The sequence below is a fragment of the Streptomyces sp. NPDC053048 genome, assembly GCF_044547045.1.
In the GTDB taxonomy this organism is placed as follows: Bacteria; Actinomycetota; Actinomycetes; order Streptomycetales; family Streptomycetaceae; genus Streptomyces.
Genome location: NZ_JBITZS010000001.1, coordinates 375,898 through 392,674 on the forward strand (window position 1 = coordinate 375,898; position 16,777 = coordinate 392,674).

Annotated in this window: 13 protein-coding genes; 11 read left to right on the forward strand and 2 right to left on the reverse strand. The window is 73.3% G+C overall.

Features of this window, described 5'->3' with window-relative positions; all coding sequences use genetic code 11:
- Positions 1 to 67 precede the first annotated feature (67 nt).
- From ACIG36_RS01875 to obgE, 5 genes are all read left to right on the forward strand, one after another.
- Positions 68 to 844 (forward strand): TIGR03936 family radical SAM-associated protein, encoded by a 777-nt coding sequence (locus ACIG36_RS01875; RefSeq protein WP_399920273.1) that lies wholly within the window; start codon positions 68 to 70, stop codon positions 842 to 844.
- A 224-nt stretch (positions 845 to 1,068) separates the two neighbouring features.
- A complete protein-coding gene (locus ACIG36_RS01880; protein ID WP_399920276.1) occupies positions 1,069 to 5,229 on the forward strand; it encodes a ribonuclease E/G in 4,161 nt (1,386 codons plus the stop codon).
- 254 nt (positions 5,230 to 5,483) lie between these two features.
- Positions 5,484 to 5,804 carry a 50S ribosomal protein L21 gene (gene rplU / locus ACIG36_RS01885; RefSeq protein ID WP_399920279.1) on the forward strand — a complete coding sequence of 107 codons (321 nt, stop codon included), beginning with the start codon at positions 5,484 to 5,486 and terminating at the stop codon, positions 5,802 to 5,804.
- A gap of 14 nt (positions 5,805 to 5,818) precedes the next feature.
- Complete coding sequence (gene rpmA, locus ACIG36_RS01890; protein WP_004950923.1) at positions 5,819 to 6,073, forward strand: 50S ribosomal protein L27; 255 nt, start codon at positions 5,819 to 5,821, stop codon at positions 6,071 to 6,073.
- A 127-nt stretch (positions 6,074 to 6,200) separates the two neighbouring features.
- A complete protein-coding gene (obgE, locus tag ACIG36_RS01895; protein WP_399920283.1) occupies positions 6,201 to 7,640 on the forward strand; it encodes a GTPase ObgE in 1,440 nt (479 codons plus the stop codon).
- Positions 7,641 to 7,756: 116 nt separating this feature from the next.
- On the opposite strand, the gene ACIG36_RS01900 is transcribed toward obgE, so the two are convergent.
- Positions 7,757 to 9,802 (reverse strand): hypothetical protein, encoded by a 2,046-nt coding sequence (locus ACIG36_RS01900; protein ID WP_399920286.1) that lies wholly within the window; start codon positions 9,800 to 9,802, stop codon positions 7,757 to 7,759.
- Positions 9,803 to 10,106: 304 nt separating this feature from the next.
- Between ACIG36_RS01900 and proB the strand changes: the two genes are divergently transcribed.
- The 5 genes from proB to ACIG36_RS01925 all read left to right on the forward strand — a co-directional run bounded on the left by proB (position 10,107) and on the right by ACIG36_RS01925 (position 15,259).
- Positions 10,107 to 11,186, forward strand: a complete 1,080-nt coding sequence (gene proB / locus ACIG36_RS01905; RefSeq protein WP_399922128.1) for a glutamate 5-kinase — start codon at positions 10,107 to 10,109, stop codon at positions 11,184 to 11,186.
- A gap of 186 nt (positions 11,187 to 11,372) precedes the next feature.
- Positions 11,373 to 11,825: a hypothetical protein gene (locus ACIG36_RS01910; protein WP_399920289.1), complete on the forward strand. Its 453-nt coding sequence runs from the start codon at positions 11,373 to 11,375 to the stop codon at positions 11,823 to 11,825.
- Between the two features lie 94 nt (positions 11,826 to 11,919).
- Entirely contained in the window at positions 11,920 to 13,230 is a 1,311-nt protein-coding gene (locus tag ACIG36_RS01915) for a glutamate-5-semialdehyde dehydrogenase (protein ID WP_399920292.1), read from the forward strand.
- A gap of 92 nt (positions 13,231 to 13,322) precedes the next feature.
- Positions 13,323 to 13,949, forward strand: a complete 627-nt coding sequence (locus tag ACIG36_RS01920) for a hypothetical protein (RefSeq protein ID WP_399920295.1) — start codon at positions 13,323 to 13,325, stop codon at positions 13,947 to 13,949.
- 227 nt (positions 13,950 to 14,176) lie between these two features.
- Entirely contained in the window at positions 14,177 to 15,259 is a 1,083-nt protein-coding gene (locus ACIG36_RS01925) for a hypothetical protein (RefSeq protein WP_399920298.1), read from the forward strand.
- A 22-nt stretch (positions 15,260 to 15,281) separates the two neighbouring features.
- Here the strand turns inward: ACIG36_RS01925 and ACIG36_RS01930 are convergent, their stop codons facing one another.
- Complete coding sequence (locus tag ACIG36_RS01930; protein ID WP_399920301.1) at positions 15,282 to 16,439, reverse strand: M48 family metallopeptidase; 1,158 nt, start codon at positions 16,437 to 16,439, stop codon at positions 15,282 to 15,284.
- Between the two features lie 91 nt (positions 16,440 to 16,530).
- Between ACIG36_RS01930 and ACIG36_RS01935 the strand changes: the two genes are divergently transcribed.
- Entirely contained in the window at positions 16,531 to 16,701 is a 171-nt protein-coding gene (locus ACIG36_RS01935) for a hypothetical protein (RefSeq protein ID WP_399920304.1), read from the forward strand.
- Positions 16,702 to 16,777: the final 76 nt, after the last annotated feature.

The following is a 16,777-nucleotide window of genomic DNA, read 5'->3' on the forward strand; positions in this document are numbered from 1 at the left end:
CCGCACTCACGAAGGAATCAGACCACTGGGCAAGCGACAGCCCGAAGGCCCGCCGCCCGCACCCGCGGTGCAGCGCATTCGCCTGCGTTACACCAAGCGCGGCCGCCTCCGGTTCACCAGCCACCGCGATTTCCAGCGCGCTTTCGAGCGGGCGCTGCGCCGCGCCGAGGTGCCCATGGCGTACTCGGCGGGCTTCACCCCGCACCCCAAGGTCTCGTACGCCAATGCCGCACCCACCGGCACGGGCAGTGAGGCCGAGTACCTGGAGATCCAGCTCGCCGAGGCCCGCGACCCCGCAGTTCTGCGGGAGCTGCTCGACGAGTCGCTGCCGGACGGGCTCGACATCACGGACGCGGTGGAGGCGCACACCTCTTCGTTCGCCGACCGCCTGCAGGCGTCCGTGTGGGAGCTGCGGCTGGAGGGCGTGGAGCTCGCCGACGCCGAGAAGGCCGTCGAGGCCTTCCTGGCGGCGGAGACCGTGGAGGTCCAGCGCCGGACGAAAAACGGGTTGCGGACCTTCGACGCGCGTGGAGCGGTGACCCGACTCGAGGCGCTCGAAGCTCCGGCCGATAGGCCCGGCGACGGTGCCTGTGCGATACTGCGGCTGGTTGTTCGGCATTTGACACCTGCCGTTCGACCCGACGACGTCCTGTCCGGTCTCCGCGCCACGGCCGACCTGGCGCCGCCGGTCCCCGCTGCGGTGACCAGGCTGGCGCAGGGGCTGCTCGACGATGAGACCGGCACGGTGACCGATCCGCTCGCGCCCGACCGCGACGCCGCCCCGGCCGCTCCATCCACGGCCGCCGGGCCGAGTGCCGCGCAGGTGCCGGAAGGTTCCGCGTAAGGACGGCCGTCGAAGCGCTGCCGCGCCACCAGGGAGCCACCCGGTCCGGCAGGCGCACTGACCAGGAGACTTTCGCCGGTGCCGTGACACATTCGGACCCGGCGAGCGAGACGACAGCTCCCGTGCGGCGACCGCGCCCCGGACGCCGGTTACGCGCTCATCACGCGGACCGGCGGGCCGGAACACGGCGTGGCGCCCGGGAGCGTGACGGGAGAACCGCCCGCATGCTCGAATCCATTGAGCCCACCGAGTCCGGGACGCAGAGCGTTCCCGGCGACAACGAGAACAGCCCCAGCGACACGCTGCCGCCGCGGCGCCGCCGCCGTGCGGCGTCCCGCCCGGCCGGTCCGCCGGCCGCGGAGGCGGCCGTGAGCGCTGCCGACACCTCCGCCGAGCCGGCCGCCGAGGCAGCCGCCCCGGAGACCCCGGCGCGTCCGCGTCGCCGGGCCGCCCGCAAGACGGCGGCTCCCGCCGTCGCCACCACCGAGGCCGCCGAGGCGCCCGAGAGCGCCGCCGAGGAGACCCCGGCGCGTCCGCGTCGTCGCGCCACCCGCAAGGCCACCGCGCCCGCCGGTGCGCCGCAGGTCGCCGAGGCCGCTGCCGAGCCGGTCGCCGCCGAGGCCGCTCCGGCCGAGGAGAAGCCCGCCCGTACGCGTCGTCGTGCCGTCCGCAAGGCCACCGCGCCCGTGACCGAGGCCGCTGCCGAGGCGCCCGAGGCCGCCGCCGAGGAGGCTCCGGCCGCTGCCGCGGCGGAGACCCCGGCGCGTCCGCGTCGCCGTGCCACGCGCAAGGCCACCGCGCCCGCCGGTGCGCCGCAGGTCGCCGAGAGCGTCGTGGAGCCGGTCGGCGCCGAGGCCCCGGCCGAGCCGGTCGCCGCCGAGGAGGCCCCGGCCGCCGCTCCGGCCCGTACCCGCCGTCGCGCCACGCGCAAGGCGACCGCGCCCGCCGGTGCCCCCAAGGCCGCCGAGCCGGCCGTCGAGGCCGTCGCCGAGCCGGTCCCGGCCGCCGAGCCCGTCGCCGAGGCCGCTGCCGTCGAGGAGAAGCCCGCCCGTACGCGTCGCCGTGCCACCCGCAAGGCCACCGCGCCCGCCGGCCCGCCGCAGGTCGCCGAGGAGATCCCGGCAGAGGAGGTCGAGGGCGAGGAGCTCGAGGCCGAGGAGGCCGCCGAGGTCGTCGCCGAGGCTCCGGCCGCCAAGCCGGCCCGTGCGCGTCGTCGCGCCACGCGTGCCGTCAGCTCCCCGACCGGTGAGCCGCTGGCGGCCGCGCCGGTCGTGGCCGAGGAGACCGCGCCGGTCGCCGCCCTCGCCGAGACGGCCCCCGCGGTCGTCCCGGGTACCGAGGAGGCCCCGGTCGCCAGGCCCGCGCGGGTCCGCCGCCGTGCCACCCGCCAGGCCGGTTCCGCCGGTGCGGAGGAGGCCGTCGTCGAGGCGCCGGCCGCCGAGGAGGCCCCGGCCACCGCCGAGGCGCCCCGTGCGCGCCGTACCCGCCGCCGTGCGGTCGCCGCGACCACGGCTCCCGAGGCCGCCGCCGAGGCCCCGGCCGAGGAGGCCGCGCCCGCGCGGTCCCGTCGTCGTGCCGTGCGTCCGCCGACCGCCGTCTTCCAGGCGCCGGTGTTCACCGAGCCGATGTTCCAGACGCCCGAGACGGCCGCTGCCGCCGCCGCGGCCGCCGCCGTGGAGGAGCGCGAGCAGCAGGAGGAGGAGCGCGCCGCCGAGGCCGCGCCGCCCGCCGGCCGTCGCCGCCGCCGTCGCCGTGGTGAGCCCGCCGAGGTCGTCGAGGCCCCGGTCGAGGCCGCCGTCGAGCCGGTCGAGGAGGAGCCGGAGGCCGCCGAGGAGGAGGCCGTCGCGTTCGAGGACGAGGAGCAGGGCGAGCGTCCCTCGCGCCGTCGTCGCCGGGGCGGCCGTCGCCGTCGTCGTGGCGAGGCCGCCGAGGCGGACCTCGAGGCCGGCGAGGAGGAGGCCGCCGCCGAGGAGGCCGCCGCCGAGGCCGAGGCCGCCGAGGAGGAAGAGGAGGAGGCCGAGGAGGCCGCCGCTTCGTCCGCGGGCAGCCGTCGCCGTCGCCGTCGTCGCCGCCGCAGCGGTGAGGCCCTGGAGACCGAGCCGGGCGCGGACGAGCCGGAGCGCACGGTCGTCAAGGTCCGCGAGCCGCGCGAGCGTGCCCGCACCGAGGGCGGCACCGGCTTCGACGAGGTCCAGTCCATCAAGGGCTCGACCCGTATGGAGGCGAAGAAGCAGCGCCGCCGTGAGGGCCGTGAGCAGGGCCGCCGCCGGGTGCCGATCATCACCGAGGCCGAGTTCCTGGCCCGCCGCGAGGCCGTCGAGCGCGTGATGGTGGTCCGGCAGAACGGTGACCGCACCCAGATCGGCGTGCTCGAGGACAACGTCCTCGTCGAGCACTTCGTCAACAAGGAGCAGGCCACCAGCTACGTCGGCAACGTCTACCTGGGCAAGGTCCAGAACGTGCTGCCGTCGATGGAGGCCGCGTTCGTCGACATCGGCAAGGGCCGCAACGCCGTGCTGTACGCGGGCGAGGTCAATTTCGAGGCGCTCGGCATGGGCAACGGCCCGCGCCGCATCGAGACCGCGCTGAAGTCCGGCCAGTCCGTGCTGGTGCAGGTCACCAAGGACCCGATCGGTCACAAGGGCGCCCGGCTGACCAGCCAGGTCTCCCTGCCGGGCCGCTACCTGGTGTACGTGCCCGAGGGTTCGATGACGGGCATCAGCCGCAAGCTGCCCGACACCGAGCGCGCCCGTCTGAAGCAGATCCTCAAGAAGATCGTCCCCGAGGACGCGGGCGTCATCGTGCGCACCGCCGCCGAGGGCGCGAGCGAGGACGAGCTGCGTCGTGACGTGGAGCGGCTGCAGGCGCAGTGGGAGGACATCCAGAAGAAGTCGAAGCAGATCTCGACGAGCTCGCCGAGCCTCCTGTACGGCGAGCCGGACATGACCGTCCGGGTCGTGCGCGACATCTTCAACGAGGACTTCTCCAAGGTCATCATCAGCGGTGACGACGCCTGGGAGACCATCCACGGCTATGTCTCGCACGTCGCGCCGGACCTGGCCGACCGGCTGCAGCGCTGGACGTCGGACGTCGACGTCTTCGCCACGTACCGGATCGACGAGCAGCTGATGAAGGCGCTGGACCGCAAGGTCTGGCTGCCCAGCGGTGGTTCGCTCGTGATCGACCGGACCGAGGCGATGGTCGTCGTCGACGTCAACACCGGCAAGTTCACCGGCCAGGGCGGCAACCTGGAGGAGACGGTCACCAGGAACAACCTGGAGGCGGCCGAGGAGATCGTGCGCCAGCTGCGGCTGCGCGACCTCGGCGGCATCATCGTGATCGACTTCATCGACATGGTGCTGGAGTCCAACCGGGACCTGGTGCTGCGGCGCCTGCTGGAGTGCCTGGGCCGGGACCGTACGAAGCACCAGGTCGCCGAGGTGACGTCGCTGGGTCTGGTCCAGATGACCCGCAAGCGGGTCGGCCAGGGCCTGCTGGAGTCGTTCTCCGAGTCCTGCGTCCACTGCAACGGCCGCGGTGTGCTCGTCCACATGGACCAGCCGGCGACCGTGGGCGGCGGCGGTGGCGGCGGCAAGCGCGGCAAGAAGAAGGGCAAGGGTGCCGTCGAGGCGCCCGAGCCGGCCGCGGCGCCCGTCGCCGAGGCCGCGCCCGAGGCCGTCGAGGCTCCGGAGCTGGAGCCCGTGCCGGTGGCCGAGGCGGAGCTGGTGCCGTCGGTCGGCGGTGACGAGGAGTGGTTCGGCAGCCCGGCCGAGGCCGAGGCGGCCGCGGGCGCCCGGCGTGGCCGTACGCGTCGCCGGGCCACCCGCAAGGTGACCGCTCCGGCGGGTGCGCCGAAGGCGGTGGCGCCGGTGGAGCCGGAGGTCGTCGTCGAGGCGCCCGCCGAGGCGGCCCCCGAGCCCGAGCCGGCCCCCGTGCCGGTGGCGGAGCCCGAGGTCGCCGAGCCGGTGGCCGAGGCCGTCGTGGCGGCCGAGGCCGCGGCTCCGGCCCGGCCGCGGCGCCGGGTGACCCGCAGGGCGTCCGCCCCGGCGGGCTCGCCCTCGGCGGCCGAGGAGGCCGTGGTCGTCGTCACCGCGCCCGCCCCGGCGGAGCCGGTGGCGGTCCCGGAGCCGGCCGCGGAGTCCGTGGTGGAGGCCGTGGAGGCCCCCGCCGAGGAGGCTCCCGCCAAGAAGACGGCCCGTAAGACGGCCGCCAAGAAGGCTCCGGCGAAGAAGGCCACCAAGGCCGCCGCGACCAAGAAGGCCGCCGCCAAGAAGACCACGACGGCCAAGAAGACGGCCGCCAAGAAGACGGTCAAGAAGGCGACGACGAAGAAGGCGGCGGCGAAGAAGACCGCGGCCGCCGCCGAGTCCCCCTCGGAGGACTGAGCACCGCCCGGTGGTCCGGGCCCCGCCACGGGGCCCGGACCCCGGTTTGACCCCCCGGTCAAGGCCCCGTAACCTTGACCGTCGGCGTCTGTGTGACGCCACACCACTGAGCAAACACCTCCCGGCCCGCGCGGTTCCGTGCGGCGGGGAGAGGCCGCTCGTCCACTTGGATTGCTCGGGCCCCGGCCCGTGCGAGGCCCGTGCGAGCGGCTGGCATCAGAGGTCCCGTTTACTAGCGAGAGAGTGAGATCCGCGTGTACGCAGTCGTGCGTAGCGGTGGTCGCCAGCACAAGGTTGCTGTCGGCGACATCGTCGAGGTTGACAAGATTTCCGACGCCAAGGTGGGCGACTCGGTCGAGCTCTCGACGCTGCTCGTCGTCGACGGCGACTCCGTCACCAGCGACCCCTGGGTCCTGGCGGGCATCAAGGTCCAGGCCGAGATCGTGGACCACCACAAGGGTGCCAAGATCGACATCCTGAAGTACAAGAACAAGACCGGTTACCGCAAGCGCATCGGTCACCGCCAGCAGTACACCGCGGTGAAGATCACCGGCATCCCGACGGCTGCGAAGTAAGGGACTGAGAACACATGGCACACAAGAAGGGCGCATCGTCCACCCGGAACGGTCGCGACTCCAACGCTCAGCGGCTCGGCGTGAAGCGCTTCGGCGGTCAGGTCGTCAGCGCCGGTGAGATCCTCGTCCGCCAGCGCGGCACCCACTTCCACCCGGGCGCCGGTGTCGGTCGCGGTGGCGACGACACCCTGTTCGCGCTGAACGCCGGTGCGGTGCAGTTCGGCACCCACCGTGGCCGCAAGGTCGTCAACATCGTTCCGGTCGCCTGATCCTTCGGATCACGGCGCCGTAGAGCGATCAAGCGAGGGCGGACCTCCCTTCCCCTACGGGGAAGCGGGGCCGCCCTCGCTGCGTTACAACAGAGACATCCCCGTCAGTATCTGGAGGCACACCGCTATGACCACCTTCGTGGACCGCGTCGAGCTGCATGTCGCCGCGGGTAACGGAGGCCACGGCTGCGCCTCCGTACACCGTGAGAAGTTCAAGCCGCTCGGCGGCCCCGACGGCGGCAACGGCGGCCGGGGCGGTGACGTGACGCTGGTCGTGGACCAGTCCGTCACGACGCTTCTGGACTACCACCACAGCCCGCACCGCAAGGCCACCAACGGCAAGCCCGGCGAGGGCGGCAACCGCTCCGGCAAGGACGGCACCGACCTGGTGCTGACGGTCCCGGACGGCACTGTCGTCCTCGACCGGCGCGGCAACGTCCTGGCCGACCTCGTCGGCGAGGGCACCACCTACGTCGCCGCCCAGGGCGGCCGCGGCGGCCTGGGCAACGCCGCGCTGGCCTCGGCCCGCCGCAAGGCGCCGGGCTTCGCGCTGCTGGGCGAGCCGGGCTACGAGCAGGACATCGTCCTGGAGCTGAAGACCGTCGCCGACGTGGCGCTGGTCGGCTACCCGAGCGCGGGCAAGTCCTCGCTGATCTCGGTCCTCTCCGCCGCCCGGCCGAAGATCGCCGACTACCCCTTCACCACGCTGGTGCCCAACCTGGGCGTGGTGACGGCCGGCTCGACCGTCTACACCATCGCCGACGTCCCCGGCCTGATCCCCGGCGCCAGCCAGGGCAAGGGGCTGGGCCTGGAGTTCCTGCGCCACGTCGAGCGCTGCTCGGTGCTCGTGCACGTCCTCGACACGGCGACGCTGGAGTCCGAGCGCGACCCGCTGTCCGACCTCGACGCCATCGAGGCCGAGCTCAAGGAGTACGGCGGCCTGGAGAACCGGCCGCGGATCGTCGTCCTCAACAAGGTCGACATCCCCGACGGCAAGGACCTCGCCGACATCATCCGTCCGGAGCTCGAGTCCCGCGGCTTCCAGATCTTCGAGGTCTCTGCCGTCTCCCGGGAGGGCCTGAAGGAGCTGTCCTTCGCGCTGGCCGGCATCGTCGGCCAGGCGCGCGCCGCGAAGCCGAAGGAGGAGGCGACCCGCATCGTCATCCGCCCGAAGGCCGTCGACGACGCGGGCTTCACGGTCACCCTGGAGGAGGACGGCCTCTACCGCGTGCGCGGCGAGAAGCCGGAACGCTGGGTGCGCCAGACCGACTTCAACAACGACGAGGCCGTCGGCTACCTCGCCGACCGCCTCAACCGCCTCGGTGTCGAGGACGAGCTGATGAAGGCCGGTGCCCGCGCGGGCGACGGCGTGGCGATCGGCGCCGAGGACAACGCGGTCGTCTTCGACTGGGAGCCCTCGATGGCCGCCGGCGCCGAGATGCTCGGCCGCCGTGGCGAGGACCACCGCTTCGAGGCGCCCCGCCCGGCCGCGCAGCGCCGCCGCGACCGCGAGGCCGAGCGCGACGAGGCGACGCGCGAGTACGAGGGCTTCGACCCCTTCGCGTAGGCCCCGGGTTCGCGCAGGCCCTGGGCGGCACGCGCGAGCCGCGGAACGGACATGACGAAGGCCCCGGGAGGATCTCCTCCCGGGGCCTTCGTGCTGTGGCGTTCACGCCGTGGGCGTCACGCCGTGGTGACGGGCTCCCCGGCCGCGCCCTCGCGGGGCGAGGGGATCTCCGAGGTGCGGGTCTCCATACGGGCCCTGCGCTCGTCCGCCTTCGCGCACAGCGCCAGCGCCGCGGCGTTGAAGCGGACCAGCGACGGCGGGTCGGACGGGCCGAGCAGCTGGACCTTCAGCTCGGCGCGGGCCGCCGCGAGGCCGTCCAGGCCGGGGTCGCGGACCGCGGCGAGCAGGCCGGGCACCTCGCCGGCCTCGGGGGTGAGGATCGTCGCCGCGCTGACCGTGGGGAAGTTCGCCCGGAACTCCTCCTCGCCCATGCCGCTGGTGTTCGCGACCGCGTACGGCTTCTCGCTGATCAGGTAGTCCGACACGACGCTGGAGACGTCGCTGATCAGCAGGTCGGACTCGTTGAAGCAGCTGAAGAGCGCGGGGCGGGCGGTGGTGATGATCTGGTGCTCCCACTCCGGCAGCGAGGCCCAGTACGCGGCCTCCCAGGCGGCGGTGGCGGCCTCGACGGTCGCGGCGCGGCCCTTCTCCGGGGTGCCCTGCAGCAGCATCCGCTCGATCTCGTCGGCGCTGTCGCGGAACGTGCTGGTGGTGAGCTCGTCCAGCTCGGCCGTGCGGCGCGCGAGCTCCGCCGCGGCGTCCGCGCCGGGGCGCGGGCCGGAGCGGCGGGTGTTGGCCTCGCGGATCATGGCCTGGATGCGCTCGTTGGCCTGGCCGGCGCGCGGGTCGACGGAGCCGGTCATCGGGTGCGGCTTGTACAGCAGGCGCACGGCCGGGTCGGCGAGCAGCGCGCGGACGATGTTCTCGCCTGCGAGCATGACCGAGGTGTTGCCGGGGTTGCCGTCCCAGCCCTCCCACGTGGGGGCGTACAGAACGGTCGTGTACGCGCGCGTGGCCGCGCCGGTGTACGGCTTGATCGGGGCCAGCTGCGGGCGGCCGACCTCGACGACGTCCTTGTCCTCGACGCCGATGTCGGCGAGCTGGTAGCGGTCGCGGGCGGCGGGGCCGGCGACCCAGATCTCGTCGTACGCCTTGGAGTAGGGGTTGCAGCTGGAAAGCTTGTCGCTCTCGCCATGGTTGATGAACGCGTGCTTGATCGAGGGCATGCGCAGCACCTGCGAGGTCTTACCGGAGTTCGCGGGGTGCAGCATCATCTTGAGCGAGGACTTCTCCAGGGCCATCAGGTGGACGACCTTGGGGATGCAGACGATCGGCACGTCGGTGGCCTCGATCTTCTGCATCATGAAGCGCTCGCGGAGCACGATGACGGGGTTGCCGTCCAGCTCGGCGAGGGTGGAGAGCCACATGTTGGCCTGGTAGGCCGAGGTGGTGCCGCCGGAGAAGTACATGCCGACGGTCGGCCGGTAGTCGGCCAGCCAGCGGTCGAGCCATTCCAGGGCCTGCTGCTCGCGGGCGATGCGCTTCTTGGGGCGCAGCCAGCCGGCGAGGTACAGCGTGCCGCCGAGGGCCAGCAGCAGGGAGACGCCGGTGCCGATGCCGGCCCACAGGGCCCGGTGGGTGCCGGCGGTGACCAGCAGGCCCACCGTGGCGGGGACCGCGAAGCGCAGCAGCCGGCGGCCGTGCTGGCGGGCCAGCAGGCGCGGCGGCGCGGCGGTCAGGCGCAGGCCGGAGGTGTCGATGTTCCGGGTGAGGAACGGCAGCGTGCGGGTGCGCCGGACGAGGATGGCGGTGGCCTGGCAGGCGAGGTGGGCGGCGTAGAAGAGCACGAGGCCGACGACCACCGGCGCGTAGCCGCGCAGCGAGCCGTCGCCGTGCAGCCGCACGAGCCCGATCAGCAGCAGCATGTCGCGCAGCAGCTGCCGCACCATGACGTCGAAGCGGATCTTGCCGAGGACCGCGACGAGACCGGGGTCACGGTGCTGCAGGTAGAGATCGAGCGCGAGACCCGCCGCCGAGGCGGAGATGAGAAGCGGCACATTGGGCAGCAGCGAGCCGACGAGCTGGGTGGCGAAGAACACCAGCATCGCGAGCAGCGCCGCGAGCTGTACGGCTCGGCGGGAGGCTGTTCCGGCAGAAGGCACTGGACGGGCTCCTGGCAGGAGTACTAGGGGTCAGGGGGGAAACCGTCGTGGCGCGCGGAGCCCGCGGTGGACAACGGTCGACCACCGACCGTATGCCGGTCGCTGGTCCAGGAGCAATCTTCCCTCACGGCAACCAGCACAAAATAGGGTCGAACGACCACAATCGTCAGGCGGTAGATTTGCGGGCCTGAGCAGGCATGGAACAGGCACGAACAGGCATGGCGATCACAAGGGTGTGCGTACGTTGACAGGGGCAGGCGAGCTGCACGAGGTCCGGCACGAGGTCGTGGCCGCCCGCAGGATCGTGGTCAAGGTGGGGTCCTCCTCGCTCACCACCGCGGGCGGGGGACTGGACGCGGACCGCGTTGACGCGCTGGTGGACACGCTGGCCAAGGCCGGAGGGGACAAGGAGATCGTGCTGGTCTCCTCGGGAGCCATCGCCGCCGGGCTCGCGCCACTGGGCCTGGAGCGCCGGCCGCGCGACCTGGCCCGGCAGCAGGCCGCCGCGAGCGTGGGCCAGGGGCTGCTGGTCGCCCGTTACACCGCGTCCTTCGCCCGTTACGGCCGCCGGGTGGGCCAGGTGCTGCTGACGACGGACGACACCAGCCGTCGGGCGCACTACCGCAACGCCCGCCGGACGCTGGACCAGCTGCTGGCCATGGGTGCGGTGCCGGTCGTCAACGAGAACGACACGGTGGCCACGGACGAGATCCGCTTCGGCGACAACGACCGGCTGGCGGCCCTGGTCGCCCACCTGGTCCGGGCCGACCTGCTGGTCCTGCTGTCGGACGTCGACGGTCTGTACGACGGCGACCCCAGCCTGCCGGGCACCTCGCGGATCGCCGAGGTCACGGGCCCGGCCGACCTGGAGGGCGTCTCCATCGGCAGCGCGGGCAAGGCCGGCGTGGGCACGGGCGGCATGGTCACCAAGGTGGAGGCGGCCCGGATCGCGGCCGCCGCCGGGATTCCGGTCGTGCTGACCTCGGCCAGCCACGCCGCCGACGCCCTGCGGGGCGCCGGCACGGGCACGTACTTCCACCGCACCGGCCGCCGCTCGGCCGACCGGCTGCTGTGGCTGGCGCACGCCTCCACCCCGCGCGGCGCCCTGACCTTGGACGACGGGGCGGTGCGGGCCGTGATCGAGGGGACCGCCTCGCTGCTGCCGGCGGGCATCGCGGCGGTCGAGGGCGAGTTCAGCGCGGGCGACCCGGTCGAGCTGCGCGACCACGCGGGCCGGGCCGTGGCGCGCGGACTGGTCACCTACGACGCGGCGGAGATCCCCCAGCTGCTCGGCCGCTCGACCCGTGATCTCGCCCGTGACCTGGGGCCGGGCTATGAGCGCGAGGTCGTCCACCGCGACGATCTCGTCGTGCTGCATCGCTGACGGGCGTTACGCAGGGGCGAGAAAAGCCCGGTAAGGCCAGCCTTTCCATGGGGCCTTTCCGTAAAACGGTCACGCGGCCGCCCCCGGACTGGTCAACTTTGATGCAGGGGACCGTGATGGACGCACGGCCCCTCGGCACCACGGCTCCGCCGCACGCGCGCGGAGCAGCGAGCAAGGAGGCCGCCGGTGAGACGAGGGCGCCCAGGGGCGCTGCCCCGAGGGACGGCTGGGCGGACACTGACCAGCGTCGGGACAGGCGACACGGGGGATCGGGCAGGGGACGCCGCCGATGACACGGCCGCCCGGCTGTGGCACGTCACCCTCAGCGTCTCGGGTGCCGAGGCCCCGCTGGGGGAGGTGCGGCGGGCGCTGGAGCAGCTCGCCCACGACCATCCCTTCCTGCTGACCAGCCGCTACGCCAACGACCACGCCGAGATCCGCTACTGGGAGGAGGCGCGCGACCTGCACGACGCGGCGGCCGTGGCGCTGCGGCTGTGGGGCGAGCACCGCTCGACGGCCCGGCTGCCGCCGTGGGAGATCGTCGGTCTGGAGGTCATCGACCGCGAGACCTACCACCAGCGCGTCGCCGAGGGCTACGGTCCCCTGCCGGCCACCCCGGTCGGGGTGCACCCTTTTTGATCGCGTCCCGGAGTTCGCGTCGTGGGCGACTGATCGCGTCCCGGAGTGTGGAATACCGGATGGCCGCGGCCCCCGGCCCGGTTAGGCTGCGGCCATGAGCAGCGTTTTCCCCTCCCCCCTCGCCGACCCGATGCCGCAGTCCCCGGTGCTTCGTGCCGCCTATCGCGCCCGCGCCGCGGCCGCCGAGCTGGCGCCGCTGCCACGGTCGGCGAAGGACGAGGCGCTGCTGGCCATCGCCGACGCGCTGGAGGTCCGTACCCGCGAGATCCTCGAGGCCAACGCCGAGGACGTCGAGAAGGCCCGTGCGGCGGGCACCAGCGAGAGCGTCGTCGACCGGCTGACCCTGACCCCCGAGCGGGTGCGGGCCATCGCCCAGGACGTACGGGACGTGGCGGCCCTGCCCGACCCGGTGGGCGAGGTGGTGCGCGGCTCCACGCTCCCCAACGGCATCGACCTGCGCCAGGTGCGGGTGCCGCTGGGCGTCGTCGGCATCATCTACGAGGCCCGCCCGAACGTGACTGTGGACGCCGCCGCCCTCTGCCTGAAGTCGGGCAACGCCGTCCTGCTGCGCGGCTCCTCCTCCGCGTACGCCTCCAACACCGCCCTGGTGCGCGTGGTGCGCGACGCGGTCGGCGGCGCCGGGCTGCCGGCGGACGCCGTGCAGCTGGTGCCGGGCGAGAGCCGGGAGTCGGTGCGCGAGCTGATGCGGGCCCGCGGCATGGTCGACGTGCTGATCCCGCGCGGCGGCGCCTCGCTGATCCGTACGGTCGTCCAGGAGTCCACCGTCCCGGTGATCGAGACGGGCACCGGCAACTGCCATGTGTACGTCGACGCCGAGGCCGACCTCGACATGGCCGTGGAGATCCTGATCAACTCCAAGGCCAGCCGGGTGAGCGTGTGCAACGCCGCCGAGACCCTGCTGGTGCACCAGGACATCGCCGAGCGCTTCCTGCCGAAGGCGCTGGCCGCGCTGGCCGAGGCGGGCGTGACGGTGCACGGCGACGAGCGCGTCCTGGAGCTCGCCGAGGGCGCGGGCACGTCCGCCACGGTCGTGGCCGCGACGGCCGAGGACTGGGAGACGGAGTACCTCTCGTACGACATCGCCGCCGCCGTCGTGGAGGACCTGGACGCTGCCGTGCGCCACATCCGGCTGTGGACCTCCGGGCACACCGAGGCGATCGTGACCACCTCTCAGGCGGCCGCCCGCCGCTTCACCCAGTTGGTCGACTCCACCACGGTCGCCGTGAACGCCTCCACGCGGTTCACCGACGGCGGCCAGTTCGGCTTCGGCGCCGAGATCGGCATCTCGACGCAGAAGCTGCACGCCCGGGGCCCGATGGGGCTGCCGGAGCTGACGTCGACCAAGTACATCGTCACCGGCGACGGCCATGTGCGCGGGCGGTAGCGCGGGAGGCGGGCGCGGGCGGCAGCGCTTGCGGTAGGCCTAATTCCCGTACCGGCCGCGCGGATTGACCGGTTCGGGTCTACGCTGGACGGGTGCCGGACGACGTGGGGGGCAGGCCGTTCCCGGACGGCGAGGAGCCCGACAGCCACCGCCACGGAGACGCGGACGACGCGTTCGCCTCCGTGGTCTTCGACGAGGAGTTCGTGCGGTCCGCCGCGATCCATGAACCCTCAGCGGTCGAGCGGATGCTCGCCGCCGACCGGGCCCGCGCCGAGGCCGACTCCGCGCGGTCCCGGCCCGGCGGCGGCCCCGCCGACGACGACCCGTACGACGAGGACCGGGCGCCCTCCGGGAACGGCCCGGCCGAGCGCCACACCGACCGGCTGGGCGAGCTGCACGGCCTGACCCGTGATCTGGACCCGGACGACGCCTACGGCCCCTACGGGCGCTACGGCACCGCCCGCGGCCCCTACCGGGGGCATGCCCGCTGGCACCGCCCGGTGGCCTGGGTGCTGGCCGTGGTCATGGGCATAGGCGTGGTGGCCCTCGCCTTCACCGCCGTCTACCGGGGCGCCTCCTCCTCGGAGGGGCAGGACCCCGCCCCGCCGCACGCGACCACCGGGGTGGACGTCCCGGCGGGGGAGCGCCAGGGGCCGTTGCCGTCGGTTTCGGCCGATTCCGAGCCACCGGTGGCCTCCGCCGTGCCTCCGCAGCGCTGACGCCGGCAGGCGGTCGCTTTCGGTCACCCTGGGGCCATCGAAAGGGCCCTGGAGGCCCGCCGAGTGCCATTACTTTCGGTGGTCGGCAGTGACGTTCCGTTGATCTGCGACGGAGTGTGACGGTCGTGGCCACACCTGTGGCGATGCCGCCCACGGCTTGAGATTTCGTCGGAACTTGTCGCGTACCAGGGCGTTTACCAGCGGCTCCGCAGACCTACTCTTGAGATATGAACGGGCCTGGAGACCCCCCTGAGGGCACGCCCGAGGGCCCCCAGGGAGGTGGCGAGGAAGAGTACCGATCCGTCGTCTTCGACGAATCGTTCGTCCGTGCTGCCCGGCTCCAGGAGTTCTCCGCCCGGGAGCGCATGGACGACCACGCACCGGCCGTCCGCACCCGCCATGCCTGGGCGCGCGTCAGCGCCTCCCGGCAGGTGCTGCTCCTGGTGATCCTGATCGCCCTCGCCTTCGGCACGGCGGTCTACATGGGCCTGCGCCACCCCTACAAGGAGCCGAGGCCGCCCTCCGCCGAGCCGCTGAAGATCTCGCTCGTCCCCCTCGCGCCCCGCGATCCGGTGCCGGGAGCGGCCTCCGCGAAGGACCTCTTCGCCGCCAGTCCCGCCGCCCAGTTCCGCAACGGAGCCGAGGGCGTCACCCTTCCGGCCGCACGCCGCACCCAGAATTTCTCCGAGAGCCTGGTGATGGCCGCCCTCGCCACCGCCAAGGAGTACACGGTCAAGTCCGCGCTCGACCCGGCCGTGCTCACCGGCGGCGGCCACCGCAGCGTCCGCCTGCTGCTCGCGCCCTCCCAACTCGAGCAGTTCGACCGCAGCTTGGCCCGGCCGGCCGACGACGGCCGGCACGCGGCCACCGGCTGGCTGGTCCGCTTCGACCCGGCCCAGGTGGCCCTCGCCGACCCGGTCGTACGGACCCACGGCACGTTCTCGATCACCGAGGCGTCCCCGGCCGCGCTGGAGGTCACCTCGGACCACACGTTCGTCTACGCCGTCCGCGCCGCGCAGGCGGCCGGGCCCGCCGACGTGTCGCTGTTCACCGTGCGGCGCACGATGCACTTCCGCCTCGACCGCGACGACCTGCAGGAACACCATGTGCAGGTGCTGCAGAGCAGTCTGCAGGCCGGCCCCGAGTCCTGCTCGGCGGACGACGCGCCCTACCTGCGGCCCCTGCTGGCCGGCCAGAAGGCCGCCCCCGAGGGCCCGGCGGGCACCGACCCGTACGCCACGGGCCCGGCGACCGCCGACCTCTGCGGCACGCTGGCGCCCTCGGCCCTGCCGAGCCCACCGCGCGGCTAGCGAGCGAGCCGGGCCCGCGGAACTACGGCAAGGGGGAGTCGTCCGGGCCGGTGGTCCTCCCCGGCCCCGGCCCCGGCTCGTCCGGGCCGTTCTTCGGCTCCTGGCCGTTCTTCGGCGGGGACGGCCTGCGCCCCGCGAAGGTGTCCCGCAGCCGGCCGCCCAGGTCGCCGGCGCCGCCCGCGATGTCGCGCACCAGCCCCATCAGCGGATCCTTGCTCGAGCGCACCGACTCCGCGTAGTGGCCGGCCGACTCGCGGAAGGAGTCGGACACCGAGGCGTCCTTGTCCTCCGCCCGGCGCGGGTAGTGACCGTCCAGGATCCGCTGATGGTCGCGGCTCTCGGACCACTTCTTCAGCTCCGCCGCCCGCACCGTCGTGAAGGGGTGGCTGCGCGGCAGCATGTTCATGATCTTCAGGACGGAGTCGCGCAGGTCGCCGCCCTTCTCGTACTCGTCCGCCTGGGCGAGGAAGGCGTCCACGTTCATCTCATGGAGGTGGTTCCCCCCTGCGATCTTCATCAGCCCGCGCATCGAAGCCCGCAGGTCCTGGCCCACCAGCAGCCCGGCCCGGTCCGCCGACAGCTCCGACTTGCGGAACCACTCGCGCAGCGCCGTCACGATCGCCATCACCGCGATGTTGCCCAGCGGGATCCAGGCGACCTTCAGCGCCACGTTCGTCAGGAACAGCAGGATCGTCCGGTAGACGGCGTGCCCGGAGAGCGCGTGGCCCACCTCGTGGCCGATGACGGCCCGCATCTCCTCCTCGTCCAGCAGCTCCACCAGGCCCGTGGTGACCACGATGATCGGCTCGTCCAGGCCGATGCACATGGCACTCGGCTGCGGGTCCTGCGTGACGTACATCGCCGGGACCTTCGGCATGTCCAGGACGTAGCAGGCGTCGAGTAGCAGGGTGTGCAGGTGCCCGAACTGCTGCTCGCCCACCCGCACGGAGTCGGACAGGTACAGCAGGCGCAGGCTGCGCTCCGGCAGCAGCCCGCTCAGTGCCTTGAAGACCGTGTCGAAGCCGCTCAGCCGGCGCAGCGCCACCAGGGCCGAGCGGTCGGCGGGGTGTTCGTAGGCGCGCGAGGAGATGTCCGGGAACCGCCTGCGCTCGCCGCCCGGTGGACGCTCCTGGCCGCCGGCCCCGCCGACGCCGTTGCCCGCGCTGTTGCTGTCGCTCATCGCTGACCCCCTCAGTGGGCTGACCGTGGCCCGTCCCCCGGCTTCAGGACCCCAGCCTAGGCCGTGCCACCGACAGGGCTACCGTGGGCACATGCCCGCAATCAACGCTTTCACCACCAGTCCCGCGGTCACCGAGCTGCTCGCCGTTTCCAGGGACGACACCGGCCCCGGCTGGGTGCTGCGCTCGATCCTGATCGTCGGTGTGGTGGGCGTCGTGCTCATCGCCTGGTTCCTGCTGCGCGGCTACCGCGACAAGGACTGAGCGAGGAACTGAGCGACGACCGGACCGGGACCGGACGAGGGCCGGTGGCGACCGGCCGCGGAGTCGGGGTGAGCTT